Annotated in this window: 19 protein-coding genes and 6 tRNA genes; 22 read left to right on the top strand and 3 right to left on the bottom strand. The window is 31.5% G+C overall.

The genetic code is table 11. The annotated features are described in order from the left end of the window. The first annotated feature begins 15 nt into the window (after positions 1 to 15). The 20 genes from BTO04_RS05900 to BTO04_RS05805 all read left to right on the top strand — a co-directional run bounded on the left by BTO04_RS05900 (position 16) and on the right by BTO04_RS05805 (position 17469). Complete coding sequence (locus BTO04_RS05900) at positions 16 to 909, top strand: ComEA family DNA-binding protein (protein WP_087563618.1); 894 nt, start codon at positions 16 to 18, stop codon at positions 907 to 909. A 26-nt stretch (positions 910 to 935) separates the two neighbouring features. Beyond that, positions 936 to 2093, top strand: coding sequence for an acyl-CoA dehydrogenase family protein (locus BTO04_RS05895; protein WP_198342136.1), 1158 nt, complete (start codon positions 936 to 938; stop codon positions 2091 to 2093). Between the two features lie 266 nt (positions 2094 to 2359). Next, positions 2360 to 2557: a 30S ribosomal protein S21 gene (rpsU, locus tag BTO04_RS05890; RefSeq protein ID WP_087563616.1), complete on the top strand. Its 198-nt coding sequence runs from the start codon at positions 2360 to 2362 to the stop codon at positions 2555 to 2557. 105 nt (positions 2558 to 2662) lie between these two features. Beyond that, positions 2663 to 3550 (top strand): tyrosine-type recombinase/integrase, encoded by an 888-nt coding sequence (locus tag BTO04_RS05885; RefSeq protein WP_198342122.1) that lies wholly within the window; start codon positions 2663 to 2665, stop codon positions 3548 to 3550. Between the two features lie 3 nt (positions 3551 to 3553). Next, positions 3554 to 3862 carry a ribosome-associated translation inhibitor RaiA gene (raiA, locus tag BTO04_RS05880; RefSeq protein WP_087563614.1) on the top strand — a complete coding sequence of 103 codons (309 nt, stop codon included), beginning with the start codon at positions 3554 to 3556 and terminating at the stop codon, positions 3860 to 3862. A 117-nt stretch (positions 3863 to 3979) separates the two neighbouring features. Continuing rightward, positions 3980 to 4053: transfer RNA gene (locus BTO04_RS05875), tRNA-Thr, on the top strand. Positions 4054 to 4088: 35 nt separating this feature from the next. Then, positions 4089 to 4170: transfer RNA gene (locus BTO04_RS05870), tRNA-Tyr, on the top strand. Between the two features lie 14 nt (positions 4171 to 4184). Further along, positions 4185 to 4257: transfer RNA gene (locus BTO04_RS05865), tRNA-Gly, on the top strand. 14 nt (positions 4258 to 4271) lie between these two features. After that, a tRNA-Thr gene (locus tag BTO04_RS05860) sits at positions 4272 to 4344 on the top strand. Between the two features lie 58 nt (positions 4345 to 4402). Then, positions 4403 to 5590 (top strand): elongation factor Tu, encoded by a 1188-nt coding sequence (gene tuf, locus BTO04_RS05855; RefSeq protein WP_087563613.1) that lies wholly within the window; start codon positions 4403 to 4405, stop codon positions 5588 to 5590. 76 nt (positions 5591 to 5666) lie between these two features. Further along, positions 5667 to 5738 (top strand) — tRNA-Trp (locus BTO04_RS05850). A gap of 19 nt (positions 5739 to 5757) precedes the next feature. After that, positions 5758 to 5955 (top strand): preprotein translocase subunit SecE, encoded by a 198-nt coding sequence (secE, locus tag BTO04_RS05845; protein WP_087563612.1) that lies wholly within the window; start codon positions 5758 to 5760, stop codon positions 5953 to 5955. A 2-nt stretch (positions 5956 to 5957) separates the two neighbouring features. Beyond that, positions 5958 to 6509 carry a transcription termination/antitermination protein NusG gene (nusG, locus tag BTO04_RS05840; protein ID WP_087563611.1) on the top strand — a complete coding sequence of 184 codons (552 nt, stop codon included), beginning with the start codon at positions 5958 to 5960 and terminating at the stop codon, positions 6507 to 6509. A 79-nt stretch (positions 6510 to 6588) separates the two neighbouring features. Next, positions 6589 to 7026 (top strand): 50S ribosomal protein L11, encoded by a 438-nt coding sequence (gene rplK / locus BTO04_RS05835; protein WP_087563610.1) that lies wholly within the window; start codon positions 6589 to 6591, stop codon positions 7024 to 7026. Positions 7027 to 7046: 20 nt separating this feature from the next. Continuing rightward, complete coding sequence (gene rplA, locus BTO04_RS05830; protein WP_087563609.1) at positions 7047 to 7736, top strand: 50S ribosomal protein L1; 690 nt, start codon at positions 7047 to 7049, stop codon at positions 7734 to 7736. A gap of 18 nt (positions 7737 to 7754) precedes the next feature. After that, positions 7755 to 8270, top strand: coding sequence for a 50S ribosomal protein L10 (gene rplJ / locus BTO04_RS05825; protein WP_087563608.1), 516 nt, complete (start codon positions 7755 to 7757; stop codon positions 8268 to 8270). A gap of 51 nt (positions 8271 to 8321) precedes the next feature. After that, entirely contained in the window at positions 8322 to 8693 is a 372-nt protein-coding gene (gene rplL, locus BTO04_RS05820) for a 50S ribosomal protein L7/L12 (RefSeq protein ID WP_087563607.1), read from the top strand. Positions 8694 to 8824: 131 nt separating this feature from the next. Further along, positions 8825 to 12637 (top strand): DNA-directed RNA polymerase subunit beta, encoded by a 3813-nt coding sequence (gene rpoB, locus BTO04_RS05815; RefSeq protein ID WP_087563606.1) that lies wholly within the window; start codon positions 8825 to 8827, stop codon positions 12635 to 12637. A 105-nt stretch (positions 12638 to 12742) separates the two neighbouring features. Then, a complete protein-coding gene (gene rpoC, locus BTO04_RS05810; protein WP_087563605.1) occupies positions 12743 to 17020 on the top strand; it encodes a DNA-directed RNA polymerase subunit beta' in 4278 nt (1425 codons plus the stop codon). Between the two features lie 137 nt (positions 17021 to 17157). Further along, positions 17158 to 17469, top strand: a complete 312-nt coding sequence (locus BTO04_RS05805; RefSeq protein WP_087563604.1) for a DUF3467 domain-containing protein — start codon at positions 17158 to 17160, stop codon at positions 17467 to 17469. Positions 17470 to 17471: 2 nt separating this feature from the next. Here BTO04_RS05805 and BTO04_RS05800 read toward each other — a convergent pair whose 3' ends face one another. Continuing rightward, positions 17472 to 18584, bottom strand: coding sequence for a heparan-alpha-glucosaminide N-acetyltransferase domain-containing protein (locus BTO04_RS05800; RefSeq protein ID WP_087563603.1), 1113 nt, complete (start codon positions 18582 to 18584; stop codon positions 17472 to 17474). 81 nt (positions 18585 to 18665) lie between these two features. Beyond that, positions 18666 to 19730 (bottom strand): chorismate synthase, encoded by a 1065-nt coding sequence (aroC, locus tag BTO04_RS05795; RefSeq protein WP_087563602.1) that lies wholly within the window; start codon positions 19728 to 19730, stop codon positions 18666 to 18668. Positions 19731 to 19973: 243 nt separating this feature from the next. On the opposite strand from aroC, the gene BTO04_RS05790 reads away from it, so the two are divergent. Then, a tRNA-Ser gene (locus BTO04_RS05790) sits at positions 19974 to 20058 on the top strand. 564 nt (positions 20059 to 20622) lie between these two features. Continuing rightward, positions 20623 to 21915 carry an MgtC/SapB family protein gene (locus BTO04_RS05785; protein WP_087563601.1) on the top strand — a complete coding sequence of 431 codons (1293 nt, stop codon included), beginning with the start codon at positions 20623 to 20625 and terminating at the stop codon, positions 21913 to 21915. Positions 21916 to 22038: 123 nt separating this feature from the next. Here the strand turns inward: BTO04_RS05785 and BTO04_RS05780 are convergent, their stop codons facing one another. Continuing rightward, entirely contained in the window at positions 22039 to 23859 is a 1821-nt protein-coding gene (locus BTO04_RS05780; protein WP_087563600.1) for a PAS domain-containing sensor histidine kinase, read from the bottom strand. Positions 23860 to 24266: the final 407 nt, after the last annotated feature.

Genomic DNA, 24266 nt, shown 5'->3' with positions numbered 1-24266 from the left:
TGTAAGATACGTTTTATGAAAATATTTAAATCCCATTTCTGGTATAACAAAAGCCAAAGAAATGGGATTTTCTTTTTATTAGTCCTTATTATAATAGTGCAAGTGTTTATTGTTTTTGGTAATTTTTCTTCGGATGAAATTATAGAAACAAATCAAACAGAACTTATCGCTTTTCATAAACAAATTGATAGTTTGAGTTTAATAGAAATTGAAAACAGGAAGCCTAAAATTTATCCTTTTAATCCTAACTATATTACAGATTATAAAGGGGAACAATTAGGAATGTCTCTAGAAGAAATAGATAGACTTTTAGCTTTTAGAAAAACAAATAAATTCATCAACTCAAAAAATGAATTTCAAAAAATAACGAAGGTCTCAGATAGTTTATTAACTAAGATTTCTACCTATTTTAAATTCCCAGATTGGGTTGTAAAACAAAATCAAGCCACTAAAAAGGGTGAAGTTTCTTATAATTCCGTCTATAAGTCTTTCGAAAAGAAAAAAGTATCAACTACAGATATTAACAAAGCAACCCTTTTAGATTTACAAACCATTAATGGAATAGGAGAAAAATTATCAGAAAGAATACTAAATTACAAGAGTAAACTTCAAGGATTTTCTATAAACGAACAATTATATGAAGTTTGGGGTATCGAAAAACAAGTGGTGGACAAAGTTTTATCAACTTTTAAAATAATAGAAAAACCACTAATTAAGAAAAAAAACGTAAATACAGTCTCTTTTAAAAATTTGTTAAAAAATCCCTATATCGATTATAATCTATGTAAAATGATTTTTAATTATAGAGATGAAGTTGCAGAGTTTCAGTCAATCGAAGAACTCAAAAAGATTGATGGTTTTCCTATTGAGAAATACCATAGAATAACCTTATATTTGGAAGCGAAATAAACAAACAACAAATTAGAGGTATGAGTATGTATTTTACTGAAGAGCATGAAGCTTTTAGAAAAAGTTTTAAAGAATTTTTACAGAAAGAAGTTGTTCCTCATATTGATAAATGGGAAAAAACTGGAACGATAGATCGTTTTATTTGGAAAAAATTTGGAGAAATGGGGTATTTTGGTTTAAATTCTCCAGAGCAATATGGTGGATTAAATCTAGATCTTTTTTATACAGTTATCTTTTTAGAGGAATTGCAAAAAATAAATTCTGGTGGTTTTGCTGCAGCAATGTGGGCTCATGAGTATTTAGCCATGACTCATATTAATAAAGAAGGAGACGATAGAATAAAAAAAGAATATTTAACTCCAAGTATAGAGGGAGATAAAGTAGGTTGTTTGTGTATTTCAGAACCTTTTGGTGGAAGTGATGTTGCAGGTATGAGGACTACCGCTATAAAAAAAGGAGATAAATACATTATTAATGGTTCCAAAACATTTATAACAAATGGTGTTTATTCAGATTATTTGGTTTTAGCAGCTAAAACAGATCCAGAAGCTAAACATGCAGGAATGAGTATTTTTGTTATTGATAGAGAGACGCCAGGTATTTCATCAACAAAATTAGATAAATTAGGCTGGAAAGCTTCCGATACAGGAGAAATTGCTTTTGATAATGTAGAAATTCCAACAGAAAATTTAATGGGAGAAGAAGGAAAAGGCTTTTCTTATATAATGCAACATTTTGCGTTAGAACGTTTAATCATGGCAATTAATGCACATGCAAGAGCAGAATTTGCTGTAGATTATGCAATACAATATATGTCAGAGCGTCAAGCTTTTGGTAAATCTTTAGATAAATTCCAAGCACTACGTCATAAAGTTGCAGAAATGGCGAGTGAAGTAGAAATGTGTAAAGAGTTTAATTATTCAATTGCAAAAAGATTAAATGATGGTCAATATGTAGTTAAAGAAGCATCTATGGCTAAATTAACTGCAACTAGAATAGCAGACAGTGTAATTTATGATGCTTTGCAATTATTAGGCGGTTATGGGTATATGGAAGAATATCCAATGGCTCGTTTATTTCGCGATAGCAGATTAGGTCCAATTGGAGGAGGAACATCAGAAATTCTAAAAGATATAATTTCAAAAATTATTATCGATAAAAAAGAATATAAGCCAGCAACATAGTTTATGGAATTTCGCTTTTAGGTATTGTTTATTTGGGCGTTCTCTAAAAAGGTCGGGCTTTCATTACTCGCTTTTTTTTTATCAAAACAAAAGAGCTCAAACAAACCGTTCAATCCCTAACGCAAAATACAGGCTTAATAAATAATTTGTAAATAATAATTGTCAATTCATAATTAGTAATTATATTTGCAATCCAAAAAATAAACCTAATAGTTTTTAAAACTATTCAAAATATAGAAAATACTTATGAAAGGAGGTGCCCAAATATGTTAATTATACCAATCAAAGAAGGAGAGAACATCGATAGAGCTTTAAAACGCTACAAAAGAAAATTCGATAGAACTAAGACAATGAAGAATCTACGTAGTAGAAAGAACTTCATGAAGCCATCAGTAGCTAAAAGAGCTCAGATGATTAAAGCGTCTTATGTACAAAGATTAAGAACACAAGAAGAAGTAGGTTAGAAATAACTTGTTTTTTAAAATATAAATCTCATACTGTTTTTTCAGTATGGGATTTTTTTTTGCTTAAAATTTTGTAATTTTACTAAGAATCAAGAACTAATTAATTTGATAAAATCATTTTTAGAATATTTATCGTTAGAGAAAAAATATTCAGTACATACAGTAACTGCATATAAAAATGATTTAATTTCATTTAGAGATTTTTGCGAAACGGAATACAATCAAGAAAATTTAGTTGAAGTTCATTATTCACAAATAAGAAGTTGGATAGTGAGTTTGGTAGCTTTAGAAGTTTCAAATAGAAGTATTAATAGAAAAATCAGTTCCTTAAAAAGTTTCTATAAGTTTTTACAGAAAACACATCAAATAGAAGAAAACCCACTTTCTAAGCACAAAGCTTTAAAAGTAGCTAAGAAAGTTCAAGTGCCCTTTTCATCAAAAGAAATTAACGCTGTAATAATTAATATCAGTTCAAAAAATGATTTTGTTTCTGTAAGAAATAAGTTAATCGTTGAGCTTTTTTACTCCACAGGCATTAGAAGAGCAGAACTTATCAATATAAAGCAAAAGAATATTTGTTTTTCAGATAGAACAATAAAAGTACTTGGAAAAAGAAATAAAGAAAGGTTTGTTCCTTTGTTGCAGTCAGTTATAAAAACTTTAAAAGAATATTTAGAATTAAAGAAACAATTCTCAGTAGGTGTAGCGGAGTTGTTTATTACTATAAAAGGAAATAAAATATATGAAACTCTTGTCTACAGAGTAATAAATTCTTACTTTAGTAGAGTCTCATCAAAGGTTAAAAAGAGCCCACATATATTAAGGCACTCTTTTGCTACTCATCTTTTAAATGAAGGGGCAGATTTAAATTCAGTTAAAGAATTGCTAGGGCATTCCTCTTTAGCTTCTACACAAGTCTATACGCACAATAGTCTTAGTGAAATACAAAAAGTGTATAATCAAGCTCACCCTAGGAGCAATAAAAAAGAATAATTTATGAAAGTATTCACACAATCAGTTAACTTTAATGCAGATGCTGAATTAATTAATTTAGCAGAAAAAAAAGTAGAATCACTGGCAAAGTATCATGATAAAATAGTAGATGCAGAAGTTTTTTTAAAAGTTCAGAACACAAGTGACAAGGAAAATAAGATAACAGAGATTAAAATTAACATACCTGGAAGTGAATTAATAATAAAAAGAGAGACAAGAACTTTTGAAGAAGGCATTAATTTGGCGGTAGATTCCCTTAAAAGACAGTTGAAAAGGTCAAAAGAAAAGCACAGAGACTCTCTTATCTCTTAAAAAGTGAAAAAAAAGCAAAAAAAAGTGAAAATATAATTACAAAAAGTTTTAGAATATAAAAAAACGTTATACATTTGCAATCCGTTAGAAATAGCGGGTTGTTTTTTTGCATCAAAAGCCGATGTAGCTCAGCTGGCTAGAGCAGCTGATTTGTAATCAGCAGGTCGTGGGTTCGAGTCCCTCCATCGGCTCAAAAACAACAAGTTCATTAAAATAGTAAATTAAAGGGGAGATACTCAAGCGGCCAACGAGGACGGACTGTAACTCCGTTGACTACGTCTTCGCAGGTTCGAATCCTGCTCTCCCCACAAATTTACATATTGCGAAAGTAGCTCAGTTGGTAGAGCGTCAGCCTTCCAAGCTGAATGTCGCCGGTTCGAACCCGGTCTTTCGCTCAAAATATCAACAAGCCGGTGTAGCTCAGTTGGTAGAGCGCATCCTTGGTAGGGATGAGGTCGTGAGTTCAAATCTCATCGCTGGCTCATTAATACGTATTATTAGACACTAATATATTTAAACTAAGAATTAAAATTAATAATTATGGCAAAAGGAACTTTTGACCGTTCGAAACCACACTTAAACATTGGTACTATCGGACACGTAGATCACGGTAAAACTACTTTAACTGCGGCTATTACTAAAGTATTATCGGATGCAGGTTTCTGCGAATCTAAATCTTTTGATCAGATTGATAATGCACCAGAAGAAAAAGAAAGAGGTATTACTATTAACACTTCTCACGTTGAGTATCAAACTGCTAATCGTCACTATGCGCACGTTGACTGTCCAGGTCACGCGGATTATGTGAAGAATATGGTAACAGGTGCTGCTCAAATGGACGGTGCAATTTTAGTGGTTGCGGCTACAGATGGTCCAATGCCACAAACTAGAGAGCATATCTTATTAGGACGCCAAGTTGGTATTCCTCGTATGGTAGTATTCATGAATAAAGTGGATATGGTTGATGATGAAGAATTAGTAGAATTAGTTGATATGGAAGTAAGAGAATTACTTTCTTTCTATGATTATGATGGTGATAATGGACCTGTAATTGCTGGTTCAGCTTTAGGTGCTTTAAATGGAGAGCAAAAATGGGTTGACACTGTTTTAGAATTAATGGAAGCTTGTGATACTTGGATTGAAGAGCCTTTAAGAGAAATTGATAAAGATTTCTTAATGCCAGTAGAAGATGTATTTTCTATTACTGGACGTGGTACTGTAGCTACTGGTCGTATTGAGACTGGTATTGCTAATACAGGAGATTCTGTTGATATTATTGGTATGGGAGCTGAGAAAATGGTTTCTACTATTACTGGTATTGAAATGTTCCGTCAAATCTTAGATAGAGGTGAAGCTGGAGATAATGCAGGTATCTTATTAAGAGGTGTTGCAAAAGAAGATATAAAAAGAGGAATGGTAATCTGTAAGCCAGGTTCTGTAACTCCACATGCTAAGTTTAAAGCAGAAGTTTATGTTCTTAAGAAAGAAGAAGGTGGTCGTCACACTCCATTTCATAACAACTATCGTCCTCAGTTCTATGTAAGAACTACAGATGTTACAGGTACTATTGTTTTACCTGAAGGAGTTGAAATGGTAATGCCAGGAGATAACTTAACAATTACAGTTGATTTGATTCAGCCAATTGCATTAAACTTAGGTTTACGTTTTGCTATCCGTGAAGGAGGTAGAACAGTTGGTGCAGGTCAGGTAACTGAAATTTTAGACTAATTTAAAAATTAGTTTATTAATAATAATCTAAAGGGTGTCTCGATTTTGTCGGGACGCCTTTATGAATAAAATATATACGGGCGTAGTTCAGCGGTAGAGCACTGGTCTCCAAAACCAGCTGTCGGGAGTTCGAATCTCTCCGCCCGTGCAAAAACATAAAAGATAAGATGAAATTCATACAATATATTAAAGATTCTTTCGATGAATTAGGTAATCATATGACATGGATATCTAAAGAAGATGCTCAGAAAACCACTGTTACTGTAGCTGTTTTTACAATTTTGTTTGCATTAGCAGTAGCTGGTATTGATTATGTTTTTCAATCTGGTTTGGATAACTTTTTCTCAATGTTTAAATCTAACTAATTATGGCGACTGATTCAGTTATGAAATGGTACGTTGTAAGAGCTATAGGAGGGCAGGAAAATAAAGTAAAAGCTTATATTGAAACTGAAATTTCTAGAGTTGGTTTGTCTGATTATGTAAGTCAAGTTATTGTACCTACTGAGAAGGTAGTGCAAATTAGAAATGGAAAAAAAGTGAATAGAGAAAGAGCTTTTTTCCCAGGTTACATTATGGTGGAGGCTAATCTTTCAGGAGAAGTACCTCACGTTATAAAAGCAATTACTGGAGTTATAGGTTTTTTAGGTGAAACAAAAGGTGGTGAACCTGTTCCTATGAGAAAATCAGAAGTGAATAGAATGTTAGGTAAAGTTGATGAGCTTTCTATTCAAGATGAAAATATGGCAATCCCTTTTAACATTGGAGAAACAGTAAAAGTTGTAGATGGTCCTTTTAATGGATTTGATGGAACTATTGAAAAGGTAAATGAAGAAAAGCGTAAGCTTGAAGTAATGGTTAAAATATTCGGAAGAAAAACACCATTAGAATTAAGTTATATGCAAGTAGAAAAGATATAATTGTTACACAAATATATATATATTTATTCCGATTTGTTTTTAGCTTCCAAATTAAAGCAAATCATTAAACATTTTTAAAATGGCAAAAGAAGTTAGTAAAGTAGTTAAGTTACAAGTAAAGGGAGGCGCAGCGAATCCATCGCCGCCGGTTGGACCTGCTTTAGGAGCTGCTGGTGTTAACATTATGGAGTTCTGTAAACAGTTTAATGCAAGAACGCAAGACAAACAAGGTAAAGTTTTACCTGTTGTTATTACTGTTTTTAAAGACAAATCTTTTGATTTTGTTGTGAAAACTCCTCCTGCAGCAGTCCAGTTACTAGAAGCGGCCAAAATTAAAAAAGGTTCAGGAGAACCAAACAGAAAGAAAGTAGCATCAGTTACTTGGGATCAAATACAAGTTATTGCAGAAGACAAAATGGTAGATTTAAATGCCTTTAAGATTTCTTCAGCAATGCGTATGATTGCAGGTACAGCACGTTCTATGGGATTAACAGTAAAAGGTGATGCACCAGCATAAACTTTATAAAAAGTAGTAAAATGGCAAAATTAACAAAAAAGCAAAAAGAAGCTCACGCAAAGTTAGATAGCTCTAAATCTTATGATTTAGCAGCAGCTTCAGCTCTAGTCAAAGACATTACTAATGTAAAGTTTGATGCATCAGTAGATTTAGCAATACGTTTAGGAGTAGATCCTCGTAAAGCAAATCAAATGGTACGTGGTGTAGTAACATTACCTCACGGAACAGGAAAAGATGTAAAAGTTTTAGCATTAGTTACACCAGATAAAGAAGCAGATGCTATAGCAGCAGGTGCAGATTATGTTGGTTTAGATGAGTATCTTCAGAAGATTAAAGGAGGATGGACAGATGTAGATGTAATTATTACCATGCCTAGTGTGATGGGTAAATTAGGTCCCTTAGGAAGAATTTTAGGTCCTAGAGGTTTAATGCCTAATCCAAAGACAGGTACAGTAACTATGGATGTTGCAAAAGCTGTTCAGGATGTAAAAGCTGGTAAAATCGATTTTAAAGTTGATAAAACTGGTATTATACATGCAGCAATTGGAAAAGTATCTTTTGATGCTAAGAAGATTGAAGAAAATGCAAATGAATTAATACAAACAATTATTAAACTGAAGCCAACAACAGCTAAAGGGACTTACGTAAAAAGTGTTTTTATGTCTAGTACAATGAGTCCTAGTATTGAGGTTGAAGTAAAAGCTGATTAATACGTTAAACTTATAATTATGACTAGAGAAGAGAAATCACAAGTAATACAAGATTTAACGGCAAGATTAGCAGATACTAACACAATTTATTTAGCAGATATTTCTGGTTTAAATGCGTTAGCTACTTCAAACTTACGTAGAGCTTGTTTTAAAGCAAATGTTGAGTTAGCAGTTGTTAAGAATACATTACTTGCGAAAGCAATGGAGGCTTCAGATAAAGATTTTGGAGACTTACCATCAGTATTAAAAGGTAATACATCAATGATGATTTCTGAAGCAGCAAATGCTCCAGCAAAATTAATCAAAGAATTCAGAAAAAAAACAGACAAGCCTCTTTTAAAAGGAGCGTTTGCTGAAGAATCTGTATATATTGGAGATGATCAATTAGATGCTCTTGTAGATATTAAATCTAGAGAAGAACTTATTGGAGAAATCATTGGATTATTACAATCGCCTGCTAAGAATGTTATTTCAGCATTACAATCAGGAGGTCAAACTCTTTCAGGTATTCTTAAAACATTATCTGAAAAATAATTACGCGCACAAATAAACTATAATAAATAAAAATTTTTAAAAACAATTAAAATGGCAGATTTAAAAGATTTCGCAGAGCAATTAGTTAACTTAACAGTAAAAGAAGTTAATGAATTAGCTACTATTTTAAAAGACGAATATGGTATTGAGCCAGCAGCAGCAGCAGTTGCAGTAGCAGGTCCAGCAGCAGGTGTAGAAGAAGTAGAAGAGCAAACTGAATTCGATGTAATCTTAACAGCAGCAGGTGGTTCTAAACTTGCAGTAGTAAAATTAGTTAAGGAATTAACTGGTTTAGGATTGAAAGAAGCTAAAGGTATCGTTGATAGCGCACCAGCAGCAGTAAAAGAAGGTGTATCTAAAGATGAGGCTGAAGGTCTTAAAAAATCTTTAGAAGAAGCTGGAGCAGAGGTAGAGCTTAAGTAAGCTTTATCCCTAAGCTACGGGACAAACAAATTTAGGTTTAGGTACTAAGAACTATGTTTTTAGACCTAAACCATTTTGTGTATATATTCGTTCTTTATTTTAATTAGATTTTAATCAAAACATATTCTCTTTTGGCAACGAAAAACACTACTGAAAGAATCAACTTCGCTACTTCTCAAATGATTAAAGAATATCCAGATTTTTTGGATATTCAGGTAAAATCTTTCCAAGATTTTTTCCAACTTCAAACTAAGGCAGAAGAAAGAGGTGAAGAAGGTTTATACAAAACCTTCATGGATAATTTCCCAATAACAGATACAAGAAATCAATTTGTATTAGAATTTTTAGACTACTTTGTAGATCCTCCTAGATATAGCATTCAAGAATGTATAGAAAGAGGTTTAACGCATAGTGTGCCTTTAAAGGCACGTTTAAAATTATTCTGTACAGATCCAGAACATGAAGATTTTGAAACGATTGTACAAGATGTATATCTTGGTACAATTCCATACATGACTAACTCAGGTGCCTTTGTAATCAATGGTGCTGAGCGTGTAGTAGTTTCTCAACTACATAGATCTCCTGGTGTATTCTTTGGGCAATCTTTTCATGCAAACGGTACAAAATTATACTCTGCAAGAGTAATTCCTTTTAAAGGATCTTGGATAGAGTTTGCTACCGATATCAATCAAGTTATGTATGCTTATATTGATAGAAAGAAAAAATTACCAGTAACAACATTATTCAGAGCCATTGGTTTTGAAAGAGATAAAGATATTCTTGAAATATTTGATCTTGCAGAAGAAATTAAGGTTTCTAAAGCTGGATTGAAGAAAGTATTAGGTAGAAAACTTGCCGCGAGAGTTTTAAAAACTTGGCATGAAGATTTCGTAGATGAAGATACTGGAGAAGTTGTATCTATTGAAAGAAATGAAATCATTTTTGACCGTGATACAATTTTAGACAAAGAACATATTGATGAAATAATTGAATCTGGTACCAAAACCGTTTTACTTCATAAAGAAGATAACGATATGGCAGATTATGCAATTATTCATAATACGCTACAAAAAGATCCTACAAACTCTGAAAAAGAAGCTGTAGAACATATTTATAGACAATTACGTAATGCTGAACCGCCAGATGAGGAGACAGCAAGAGGTATTATAGATAAGTTATTCTTTTCTGAACAGCGTTATAATTTAGGTGAAGTTGGTCGTTTTAGAATGAACACAAAGCTTCAGTTAAATGAACCAATTGATCAAAAAGTATTAACAAAGTTAGATATTATTACTATTATAAAGTATCTAATTGAGTTAATTAACTCTAAAGCAGAGGTAGATGATATTGATCACTTATCTAATCGTAGAGTTAGAACTGTTGGTGAACAACTAGCAGGTCAGTTTGGTGTTGGTTTAGCACGTATGGCGAGAACAATTCGTGAACGTATGAATGTACGTGATAACGAAGTGTTTACACCAATCGATTTAATTAATGCAAAAACATTATCATCTGTAATTAACTCGTTCTTTGGTACCAATCAGTTATCTCAATTTATGGATCAAACAAATCCATTAGCAGAGATTACTCACAAGCGTAGATTATCTGCACTTGGACCTGGTGGTTTATCGAGAGAAAGAGCTGGTTTTGAGGTGCGTGATGTTCACTATACTCATTATGGACGTTTATGTCCTATTGAAACTCCTGAGGGACCAAATATTGGTTTAATTTCTTCTCTTGCAGTATTTGCAAAAGTGAATAGCTTAGGGTTTATAGAAACACCTTATAGAAAAGTAACTGATGGTGCTGTAGCTGTTGGTGAAGAACCAATTTATTTAAGTGCTGAAGAAGAGGAAGGAATGAAAATTGCTCAATCTAATTTAGAATTGAATGAAAATGGTGGTATTGTCTTAGATAGAGTTATTGCTCGTGAAGAAGGTGATTTCCCTGTGGTTAATCCAGATGAGATTAACTTTATGGATGTTGCTCCAAATCAAATTGCATCAATTTCTGCATCTTTAATTCCATTTTTGGAACATGATGATGCGAATAGAGCTTTGATGGGATCGAACATGATGCGTCAAGCAGTTCCATTATTAAGACCAGAATCTCCAATTGTTGGTACCGGTTTAGAGCGTAGAGTTGCAAAAGATTCTCGTATCTTAATTAATGCTGAAAGTGCGGGGGTTGTTGAGTATGTAGATGCTAATAAAATTACAATTAAGTATGATAGAACAGAGGAAGAAAAACTTGTAAGTTTTGATTCTGATGAAGTTTCTTATAACTTAATTAAATTTAGAAAAACCAATCAAGGAACAAACATTAACCTAAAACCAATTGTTGAAAGAGGTGATAGAGTTTCTGAAGGTCAAGTTCTTTGTGAAGGTTATGCTACACAAAAAGGAGAATTAGCTTTAGGAAGAAATATGAAAGTAGCCTTTATGCCTTGGAAAGGGTATAACTTTGAGGATGCAATTGTAATTTCAGAAAAAGTTGTTCGTGAAGATATATTTACATCTATTCATATTGATGAGTATTCTTTAGACGTAAGAGATACAAAATTAGGAACTGAAGAGTTAACTAATGATATTCCTAACGTTTCTGAAGAAGCTACAAAAGATTTAGATGAAAATGGAATGATTAGAATTGGAGCTGAAGTAAATCCTGGTGACATCTTAATAGGTAAGATTACACCAAAAGGAGAATCAGATCCAACTCCAGAAGAAAAATTATTACGTGCAATTTTTGGTGATAAAGCAGGTGATGTAAAAGATGCATCATTAAAAGCTTCTCCATCATTAAGAGGTGTAGTAATTGATAAAAAACTATTTAGAAGAGCTGTAAAAGATAAGAACAAAAGATTAAGAGATAAAGAAGCAGTTGCTACTTTAGAAGCATCGTTTGTTGGAAAATTTGAAAACTTAAAGGATACTTTAATCGACAAATTATTCACACTTATCAGTGGAAAAACATCACAAGGAGTTTTTAATGACTTAGGAGAAGAAGTTTTACCAAAAGGTAAAAAATACACCCTTAAAATGTTAAACTCTGTAGATGATTATGTTCACTTATCGGGTTCTTGGACAACAGATAAAGAATTAAATGATTCAGTAGGTGAATTAGTTCACAACTACAAGATCAAGGTTAATGATTTACAAGGTTCTCTACGTCGTCAAAAATTTACAATCTCTGTAGGTGATGAATTACCAGCAGGAATTTTAAAACTTGCTAAAGTTTACATTGCAAAGAAACGTAAATTAAAAGTTGGTGATAAGATGGCAGGTCGTCATGGAAATAAAGGTATTGTAGCTCGTATTGTTAGAGCAGAAGATATGCCTTTCTTAGAAGACGGAACTCCAGTAGATATCGTTTTAAATCCATTAGGTGTGCCATCTCGTATGAATATTGGTCAGATTTATGAAACTGTTCTTGGTTGGGCAGGTCAAAAATTAGGAACTAAATATGCAACACCAATTTTTGATGGAGCCTCTTTAGATCAAATCAATGAGATTACTGATGAAGCAGGTGTACCAAGATTTGGACATACTTATTTATATGATGGTGGAACAGGAAAACGTTTCGATCAACCAGCAACAGTTGGTATCATTTATATGATTAAGTTAGGACACATGATTGAAGATAAAATGCACGCGCGTTCTATTGGTCCTTACTCTTTAATTACGCAACAACCTTTAGGAGGTAAAGCACAATTTGGAGGTCAACGTTTTGGTGAGATGGAAGTTTGGGCACTTGAAGCATATGGTGCATCAAGTATCTTAAGAGAAATCTTAACTGTAAAATCTGATGATGTAATGGGTAGAGCTAAAACTTACGAAGCAATCGTAAAAGGCGAAACTATGCCAGAACCAGGTTTACCAGAATCTTTTAACGTATTAATGCATGAACTTAAAGGTTTAGGTTTAGACGTTAGATTAGAGGAATAACAAAAAATTGATGTTAGAAGTAGGTTTTAAAACCTACTTCTAACACTCATTTATTTATAAGTCTCATTGAGACCATTTTTACAATTTTAATTCGAATCCATAAAGATGGCAAGAAAACAAGAGAAGTACACTGTAAAAAAGTTTAATAAAATCTCAATTGGTTTATCATCACCAGAAGCAATTTTAGAAATATCTAAAGGTGAAGTTTTAAAACCAGAAACAATAAATTACCGTACACACAAGCCAGAAAGAGATGGTTTATTTTGTGAACGTATTTTTGGTCCTGTTAAGGATTATGAATGTGCTTGTGGAAAATACAAGAGAATTCGTTACAAAGGTATCGTTTGTGATAGATGTGGTGTAGAAGTAACAGAAAAAAAAGTACGTAGAGATAGAGTTGGTCACATTAATTTAGTGGTACCAGTTGCTCATATTTGGTACTTTAGATCATTACCTAACAAAATGGGATACCTTTTAGGTTTACCATCTAAAAAGTTAGATATGATTATTTACTACGAAAGATACGTAGTAATTCAGCCTGGTATTGCGAAAGGTATTGAAGGAGAACCATTACAAAAAATGGATTTCTTAACTGAAGAAGAATATTTAGATATTGCTGAAGAGTTACCACAAGACAACCAATATTTAGATGATTCTGACCCAAACAAGTTTATCGCTAAAATGGGAGCAGAGTGTTTAATTGATTTATTAGCACGTATTGATTTAGATGCGTTATCTTTTGAATTAAGACACAAAGCAAATACAGAAACCTCTAAACAACGTAAAACTGAAGCATTAAAACGTTTAAATGTTGTTGAAGCATTTAGAGACTCTCAAAAGAATAGAGAGAATCATCCAGAATGGATGATCATGAAAGCAGTTCCGGTAATACCACCAGAATTGAGACCATTGGTTCCATTAGATGGAGGTCGTTTTGCAACTTCAGATTTAAATGATTTATATAGAAGAGTTATTATCAGAAATAATCGTTTAAAAAGATTAGTTGAGATAAAAGCTCCTGAAGTTATTTTACGTAATGAAAAACGTATGTTACAAGAATCTGTAGATTCATTATTTGATAACACACGTAAATCATCAGCAGTAAAAACTGAATCTAACAGACCTTTAAAATCTTTATCAGATTCATTAAAAGGTAAACAAGGACGTTTTCGTCAGAATTTATTAGGAAAACGTGTTGATTATTCTGCACGTTCTGTAATTGTTGTTGGACCAGAATTAAGACTTTCAGAATGTGGTATCCCAAAAGATATGGCAGCTGAACTTTACAAGCCTTTTGTAATTAGAAAATTAATTGAAAGAGGAATTGTAAAAACAGTTAAATCTGCAAAGAAAATAATAGATAGAAAAGAACCAGTTGTTTGGGATATTTTAGAAAATGTAATTAAAGGACATCCAGTTTTATTAAACAGGGCTCCTACTTTACACAGACTTGGTATACAAGCATTTCAACCAAAATTAATTGAAGGTAAAGCAATACAGTTACATCCACTTGCATGTTCTGCCTTTAATGCCGATTTTGATGGGGATCAAATGGCTGTTCACTTACCATTAGGACCAGAAGCTATTTTAGAAGCACAAATATTAATGTTAGCTTCTCATAATATCTTAAACCCTGCAAATGGTGCTCCAGTTACTGTGCCTTCTCAGGATATGGTACTTGGTTTATACTATATGACTAAAGAGAGAGTTTCTACTCCAGAAGTAAAAATTAAAGGAGAAGGATTAACTTTTTATTCACCAGAAGAAGTAACGATTGCTTTTAACGAAGAAATGGTAGACTTAAATGCTGGAATTAATGTAAGAACTTATGATGTTGACGAGAACGGAGAACAAGTTAGAAAAATTATAAAAACTACCGTTGGTAGAGTTTTATTTAATGAAGTTGTTCCTGCAAAAGCTGGTTATATCAATGAAGTATTAACTAAGAAAAACTTACGTGGAATTATTGGTGGTATTTTAAAAGCTACAGATATTCCAACAACGGGAGATTTCTTAGATCAGATAAAAAATATGGGTTATAAATTTGCCTTCCAAGGTGGTTTATCATTCAGTTTAGGGGATATAATTATTCCTAAAGAAAAAGCAGGAATGATTGCTGAAGCTAATAAAGAAGTTGAAGTAATTGTATCTAACTATAACATGGGTATGTTAACGCAAAAAGAGCGTTACAATCAGGTAATTGATATTTGGGGAAGAACCAATAACGATTTAACTGAGTTATCTATGAAACGTTTACGTGAAGACCAACAAGGATTTAACTCAGTTTATATGATGCTTGATTCTGGTGCGAGGGGTTCTAAAGAACAAATTCGTCAGTTAACAGGTATGCGTGGATTAATGGCAAAACCTAAAAAATCTACTGCTGGAGGTGGAGAAATTATTGAGAATCCAATTCTTTCTAACTTTAAGGAAGGATTATCAATTCTTGAATACTTTATTTCTACTCACGGTGCGCGTAAAGGACTTGCAGATACAGCTTTAAAAACTGCAGATGCTGGTTATTTAACACGTAGATTAGTTGATGTTTCACAAGATGTTATTATTAATGAAGAAGATTGTGGTACATTAAGAGGTTTAGAAGTTTCTCCTTTAAAGAAAAATGATGAGATTGTAGAATCTTTAACGGAAAGAATTGAAGGTCGTATTTCTTTACAAGATGTTTATCATCCTTTAACAGGAGACGTAATTATTGAAGCAAACCAACCAATTACTTATAAATTAGCGAAAGCAGTTCAAGATGCTGGAATTGATGGAGTTCAAGTAAGATCTGCATTAACGTGTGAATCAGCTAAAGGTATTTGTGCAAAATGTTATGGTCAAAGTTTATCAACTCTTAACAAGGTACAAATTGGTGAAGCAGTTGGTGTAATTGCTGCACAATCTATTGGTGAACCTGGTACACAGTTAACATTGCGTACTTTCCACGTTGGGGGTGTTGCAGGTAACATATCAGAAGAAAATAAATTGATTGCCAAGTTTGATGGAAAAGTAGTTATTGAAGATTTACGTTCAGTTGTTGGTAAAGACAATGATGGTAATGAAGTTGATATTGTAATTTCTAGAACTGCTGAGATTAAAATCATAGATAAGAAAACTGGACTTAACTTAAGTACTAATATTATTCCTTATGGTTCTCATATTTTTGATAAAGATAGAAAATCGATTAAAAAAGGAGATGTAATAGTTCAATGGGATCCATTTAATGGTGTGATTGTTTCTGAATTTGGAGGAAAAGTGAAGTTTGACAACTTAAGCCAGGGTATTAATTACTCTGTAGAAGTTGATGAGCAAACTGGTTTCCAAGAGAAAGTAATGATTGACTCTAAGAACAAGAAACTTATTCCTTCGTTAATTATTGAAGACAAAGACGGTACTGCTTTACGTTCATACAGTTTACCTTTAGGAGCACAATTAATGGTTAGTGATGGAGATGTTGTAGAATCTGGTCATACATTAGTAAAAATACCTCGTAAATCTGGTAAAGCAGGTGATATTACAGGAGGATTACCTCGTGTAACTGAGCTATTTGAAGCACGTAACCCTTCAAACCCTTCTGTTGTTTCAGAAATTGATGGTGTTGTTTCTTTCGGGAAAATTAAGCGTGGTAACAGAGAGATTATTGTTGAATCTAAAACTGGAGATATTAGTAAGTATTTAGTAAAGCTTTCAAATCAGATTTTAGTTCAAGAAAATGACTTTATTAAAGCAGGTATGCCATTATCAGACGGAGCAACCACTCCTTCAGATATCTTAAGAATTAAAGGACCAGCAGCAGTGCAAGAATACTTAGTGAACGAAATTCAAGAAGTATATCGTTTACAGGGTGTGAAAATTAATGACAAACATTTCGAAGTTGTTGTACGTCAAATGATGCGTAAAGTTAAGATTATTGATTCTGGAGATACTTTATTCTTAGAGAATCAATTAATTCATAAAATTGACTTTATTAAAGATAACGATGCAATCTACGGAATGAAAGTTGTTGAAGAGTCTGGAGATTCTGAGAACTTAACTGCAGGTCAAATTATTTCTGCACGTCAATTAAGAGATGAAAATTCTTTGTTAAGAAGAAATGATTTAAACTTAGTTGAAGCTAGAGATGCTAAACCGGCAACCGCAGAACAAGTTTTACAAGGTATTACAAGAGCATCACTTCAAACAAAATCGTTTATTTCTGCAGCTTCTTTCCAAGAAACTACAAAAGTATTAAACGAAGCTGCTGTAAGTGGTAAAGTAGATACTTTAGAAGGCTTAAAAGAGAATGTAATTGTTGGTAAGAGAATTCCAGCAGGTACAGGTATGAGAGCTTATGACCACGTAATTGTAGGTCCTAAAGATGAAATAGAACAAAGTTTTAAATAAGCGTTTAATCGTTTAAAAGTTTAAAAGTTGAATTGTTTACTGTAATTAAATTACAATATTCAGTTCAACTTTTTTATTTTTTGTATCTTTTCAACAGTGAAACAATTACACAATTACACAATTTAACTATTTAAAGTATGGAAGAAAATAAAAAAAAAGAAGGACAATTAAATATTGAATTAGATCAAGAGATTGCCGAAGGAACGTATTCTAACTTAGCAATTATTAATCATTCAATGTCTGAGTTTATTGTAGATTTTATAAATATTATGCCTGGAATACCAAAGGCAAAAGTAAAATCAAGAATTATTTTAACTCCTCAGCACGCAAAAAGATTAACAAAAGCTTTAGCTGACAATGTTCGGAAATTTGAGAATGCTCATGGAGAAATAAAAGATTCTGAACAAGCTCCAATTCCAATGAATTTTGGGCCTACAGGACAAGCGTAGCCTTATAACTTATTTGGTAAAATCGATATCAACCTTTTTTTTATTTTGTATGAAGCAATGGTTGTATAAAGATAGGAGATTGGTTTTTTGTAGTAGAATGCAATAAGGCAAACTCCTACTAAAAAAAGAATTGCTCCAATAGCACTTTGCCACGGGTTTAGGTTTTTCTCTATAAAATGTTGCAACCCAAATTGAATAAAACTGCCATAAATAATGATAAAATGGATGATATAAATAGACAATGTTTTTTCTCCAATTTTTAAGATTACAGGATGTTTTAAGTACTGTTCTAGGCTATAAAAGAACGCAAAGCAAATAAGTACATCACCAAGTCTAGCGTATAAATAATTATAATAAGCAACACTTTTAAATAATTGAATATCAGTTTGGTTATATAATTTAATTAGTGTAGATGACGAATAAAAAATTAAAAAAATACCACAAAAAAAGAAAGAAAATATCATCGTTTTCTTAAAATGAGGTTTGTCTAAATTCCAATAAAATAAAGTAGCTATAAAAGCACCAAAAGAAGAATATCCAAACCATGGTAGTACCGTAAATATAGACCCATTATTTTTTGAAATATAGTTGCCTAGAAACTCAGGAATTACTTCTATATTCAAAGTTCTGTATAGCGGTTCAAATAAAAAGATAAGTACACCTATGCCAAGAGTAATTAAGGAAAACACAATAGTTTTTTTAGCACTTAAAAAATATAAACTTACTATTAGAAGTAAACTTACTCCAATACATTGTAATACATCAATCGCAATAAATTTTGAGTTAAATTTTCCTGAAAACCATTGCACAAAAGGAATTCGAATTAAATAACCGATACCAATAAGCATAAAGCCTCTAGTTATTCCTTTTTTCATTCTGTATTTTTCGGTCCCTTTTTCTTTAGACTTTAGTAAAAGGTACGTAAATATTAAACCAGAAATTGTAAAAAAAATAGGTGCAGTAATTCCTCTAAAATAAGACCAAATTCTAAAGATAGTTGGATTTAAATCACCATAGGTATTTCCTAAAAAAGTGTGAATAAAATGACCTTGCAACATCATTAAAATGGCAAATGCTCTAACAATATCAATAAAATAGATTCTACTACTTTTCACAGGTTTAAAGGTACTTAATAGAATGATTCAAATTAAAAAAATCTACAAAGGTATTTATCCTTATTTGTAAGAAGATACATGTTAAATTTTCCGAGTCTTATTTAGTAACCAAAAATCTGCTAAAACCAAAGCTGTTAAAGCTTCTACGATAGGGACAGCTCTTGGAACAACACAAGGATCATGTCTTCCTTTTCCTGTTATCTCTGTAACTTCGTATTCAGAATTTATTGTTTGTTGAGAACTCATAATGGTTGCAACAGGTTTAAAAGCTACTCTAAAGTAGATATCCATTCCGTTACTAATTCCTCCTTGAACTCCTCCAGACAAATTAGATTGTGTAGAACCATCAGCATTAAATATATCATTATGTTCTGAGCCTTTCATTTTTGCTCCACAAAAACCGCTACCAAATTCAAAACCTTTAACGGCATTAATAGATAGCATTGCTTTACCTAACTCTGCATGTAATTTATTGAAAATTGGCTCTCCCAAGCCTACAGGTACATTTTGAGCGACACATGTAACGGTTCCTCCAATTGTATCACCCGCTTTTCTAATTTCTTGAATTTTAGTAATCATTTTTTCTGCAGAAGCTTCATCAGGGCAACGTACAATATTACTTTCAGTTTTAGAAAAATCTAATTCTTGATAAGGTTTGTCTAAAAATATTTCACCAACAGAAGAAGTAAACGCATTAATATTCATACTAGAAATTAATTGTTTTGCCAAAGCTCCTGCAACTACCCAATTTGCGGTTTCACGAGCAGAACTTCTACCACCACCTCTGTAATCTCTTTCACCAAATTTCTTATCATAGGTGTAATCTGCATGAGATGGTCTATACACATTTGTATTGTGGTTGTAATCTTTAGATTTTTGATTTGTGTTTTTTATAATAAAACCGATAGAAGTTCCAGTAGTTTTTCCTTCAAAGATACCAGACAAAAATTCTACAGTATCTGGTTCTTTACGCTGAGTTACAATTTTAGACTGTCCTGGTTTTCTTCTGTCTAATTCTGCTTGTATCGCATCAAAATCTACATTTAATCCAGCAGGAAACCCATCAATAACACCACCAATAGCAGTTCCGTGTGATTCTCCATAAGTTGTTACTCTCAATAAATTTCCGAAAGAATTAAAAGGCATAGTTCGTTTTTATAAAATTGAATGTAAATATACTAAAGTATCAAATAATAAAGGAGTTGCTATTAATAATAAATTATTTTTAAGCCTTTAAATTGTGGTTATTTATCTTGATTATTAGGGAGTTATATTTAATTAAATATTATTCCTAAAATTTTAGATAAAAAACATTTATTTTATTTCGATATAATGAAAAAGGTTTCTATATTTGCAGCCGCATTCAGGGAATACCTGATGAGACACACTGGAGAAATGGCAGAGCGGTCGAATGCGGTAGTCTTGAAAACTATTGACTGTAACAGGTCCGGGGGTTCGAATCCCTCTTTCTCCGCAAAAACCCTTATAATCATTTGATTGTAAGGGTTTATTTTTTGTGAAAACTGACAGTTTGAGGTCAGATACCTATATTTTCTTCAAATAATATAAATAAGAATCTATCTATTAATTTTTCAATTTTTAAAAAGAATTAACTTAATATTTATGATCTAGGTCATTTCAATATGCTTTTTTAACTTTTAAATTTGTTAAATGATTAGTGTAATATGTATTGTAATAATTATAATAGCGCATAAATTAATTTGATATCTTTTGTTCTTCATCATAATATAGATTAATATATTAATTGGTTTATAGTTAATTTTTTAACAATTGTTACGCTGCTTTTTTTACTTTAACGTATAAAAAGTATCGTTTTAGTTATTTTTTAATTTGTGTTTTTTTATTCTTACCTTTTTATGCTATAAAATAACCTGTGCAGAAAATTTGTTTAGTTATTGGCTTCAAGACCTTTTTCATTTATCAAAAAATTATTATAACAGACTTGTTTATTTTAGTTTTGCTTTTTATGATTTGTATTTGCTTTTGTTTTTAAAGAAGTGTCAAAACCGCAAGAATAATGGAAGAGATTCTTATCATACAAACAGAAAATTTTAAACTTACACAATCTGAGTTTCTAATAAGAATGCTTATTTCTTTAGGAATCGGACTCGTTATAGGATTAGAACGAGAATTTTCTAGTTCAAACCATAAGGAAATTTTTGCAGGACTTAGAACACTATCTATTGTTGCAGTTTTGGGGTTTACTTTCGCATTACTTAATTTTCTTATTCATCCCTGGATTTTTATTATTGGTTTAATAAGTGTTGTAGTGATTGTTTCTATTTCATATTGGATTTCAGGTAGTAAAGGTGAAATAGGTAGTACTACTGAGTTTGCTACTATTTTAATTTATTTACTGGGTGGGCTAACATTGTTAGGATATATTGAGTTTAGTTTGGCTTTGACTGTAATTCTTGTAGTGTTATTGTCCTTAAAAATGAAATTTAAAAATATTATTGGACAAATTAACAAACAAGAACTATCCGCATTTATTCGCTTTGTGGTCATTGCATTGTTAATTTTACCTTTTCTACCCAATCAAAATTTTGGACCTTATAATGTTATTAACCCAAGAGAAGTAGGGTGGATTATTGTATTAACTTCAGGTATTGGTTTCATTGGCTATATTCTAATGAAATTTTTAGGAACCAATAGAGGTATATTACTCACGGGTATTTTTGGAGGTTTAGTTTCTAGTACAATAGTAACCTGGACTTTTTCAAAAAAAAGTAAAGAAACACCAGCGCTTTCAGCCAATTATGCAATTGCAATTTTTGCAGCAGCTAGCATTATGGTTCTAAGAGTTGTGGTTTGGGTTTATATTTTTAATAGAGAAATGTTAGAGAACCTAAAACTTCCATTATTCATAATTTTTTGTGCAGCCTTGGGAACCACATTATTCTTTTACAATAAACAAAAAGGACAAAAAAAAATTAAAGATGTATTACCTTTAGGTGAACCTCTTAATATAAAAGATGCTGTATTTTTTGGACTTCTTTATACAGGTATATTAATTTTAGTTAGTTATGCTAGTAATGAGTATGGCGCTAAGGGAATTTACATTTCTAGTGCTATTAGTGCATTAACAGATATTGATGCTATTGCAATTTCAGTATCAAAATTAGGAGGAACTACTCTTAATTTTTTAACGGCTCAAAATGCCATTTTATTAGCAACATTATCAAATACAGTAGTTAAAATTGGTATTACGTTTTATTCTGGAAGTAAGCTTATTAAAAAATATGTATTAGTGGGATATGGCATTATTTTTATAGCAGGTATAGTAGGTTTTTTACTTTTAAATACATAGTTTATATCTAGTTTTTTCCTTTGCTATACCTGTTTTATCATTCTCCGTTGTATCGATTCCACAATTATTAAATGCTAAAATAGCAACAGTATGCTCTCTTAGATCTTCAACAATACCTGTTTTTTATTTTATATTTATTGGTAATTCTACCTTAAAGGAAGTTCCTTTATTAAGCTTACTTTTAAAGCTGATAGTTCCGCCCATTAATTCTGTATTTTGCTTCACAATATTTAATCCTAAGCCTGTTCCTTGAATATTTACTGAATTTTTAGCTCTAAAAAAACGTTCGAATATATTTTTATGTTCACTTTTTGGAATACCAATACCTTCATCTACAACTTCTAAAGTGATGTGCTTTTCGTTTTTTGTTATTACTAATGAAATTTTCTTGTCTTTTGGAGAGTATTTAATAGCATTTGATAATAAATTAGACAGTATATGAAGCATCAGTTTTGGATCTAAGCAGACTTCTACTTCAGCAGTGTTTTTTATTAGAGTAATAATTTGTCCGTTCTTTTTATTTGGTTTTATTTCATTAATTACTGAACTTGAAAATGCTATAAGATCAAAAAGTTTTGGTCTTGCTACAACTTTTCCTTCTTCTAATTTACTTATGGATAAAAAGTCATTAAGAATCACCACTAAGTTTCTTACATTAGATTTAATCCTCTCTAAATGCTTCTTTCTTTTCTCTTCAAATCCTTGTTTATTTAACTTTTCTATAAGTGTAGTAGAAGAAAGAATAACACTTAAAGGGGTTCTGAATTCATGGGATGCGGTAGAAATGAAACGAGATTTTAATTCATTAAGTTCATGTTCTTTTTTTAGGGAGTTACGAATCTCTTGTTCTATGTTTTTTTGATTATTAATATCGTTATAGACCAATAAAGCTCTATCAATTTTTTGGTTTTCATCAAATAAAGGAGTCGTATTTACAGCGAAAGTAGTATTGTTATAATTGGTTTCAAAAGAGAGGTGTTTTCCATTAAGAGTTTCTTGAATATTTTTTTTTAATTTAGCTCTTAGTTCTAAAGAAAAAATGTCAATTTCATCAATTTTCATTCCTTTCAAATTAATTTCATCTAAATTCATCACCCTTAAACCTTCTCCAACACAATATAAAATTTCAAAATCATTGTTTACTACAGTGATAATACCTTTTGGGAAATTTTCAGCAATGGCAAAGCACATAGCTTGGCTGCTTAATGCTTCATTTTCTGCGGCTTTAGTAATTCTTATTTGGTCTTCTAAGTTTAAATTACTCTCTAATAATTGATGCACTGTAACTTGGAGTTCATGAGTACGCTTATCAATTTTTTCTTTTAATTTAATGGTATCGGCTTGTAACTCTTGTTGATTCTTGATCGCTTTTGTTTCTACCTTCTTTTTTTCTGCAGTATTAGTTACTAGTTTTATTTTATCAGGAACTCTATAACTGTCTTCTGAAAGTGTTTTATAAATTTTATCAGATCCATTTCTATCAGCTGTTCTTAAGTTCCAAGAATTGCTTTTTTTAAGAGAAGTGTTTTGTACTTCGATTATTTTGTTCTCATCTATTTGAGAATTATTTTTTGTTAAGATTCGCTGAGTAACATCTATTATTAATATAATAACTGCTTCATTATTATCTATTGTTGTTGGACTTAGACTTATTTCTACGGGAAATTGTGAACCATCTTTTTTAAAACCTTGAAGATCCATAACTCTTCTCATAGATTGATTTTTGGGTGCTTTTGTATATGCACTTCTATAAACCAAATGTTTGTTTCTAAATGTAACCGGTATTAATTTTTCAACTTTTACACCAACTAAACCTCCTTGTTGATAACCAAACAGACACTCGCAAGCTGGATTAGACTTTATTATAGTTCCTAACTCATCTACAACTAAAATACCTTCCATTGTAGCTTCAAAAATTTTTAATGCGAACTCTTGATCTTTCATTAATTTATTTATGTATGATTATCAAAATTTATTGCTAATAGTATCTTCTAGTTGAAAAACAGCATCTATATTATTCCTTTCAATGTCCCTCTAACTTATTAGTTCTTTTGGATAGATGATTAAATCATAATATGGGAAGTAGGAATCCTATTTTCATAATATGCTATTACTTATTTTAGTTTCAAAGATATTTAACTGGTTGTTTTTTATTTATGACTTAGATCATAAATAAAAAGAAGAATTATAAAATAGGCCTAAAAATTTCAGTTAATCCTTTTTTTTTAACGGTTCTGTTTCGTGGCTCTTCTAAATTTTCATTATATAATCACTGTTTACTGTTTACTGTTTACTGTTCACTCTTCACTATACACTATTCACTATTCACTGTTTCGTTTAAAGTTAGTTAA

The sequence above is a fragment of the Polaribacter sp. SA4-10 genome (assembly GCF_002163835.1).
GTDB lineage: Bacteria > Bacteroidota > Bacteroidia > Flavobacteriales > Flavobacteriaceae > Polaribacter.
The sequence above is the reverse complement of the archived record's forward strand: the minus strand, read 5'-3'. Positions and strand labels throughout refer to the sequence as shown.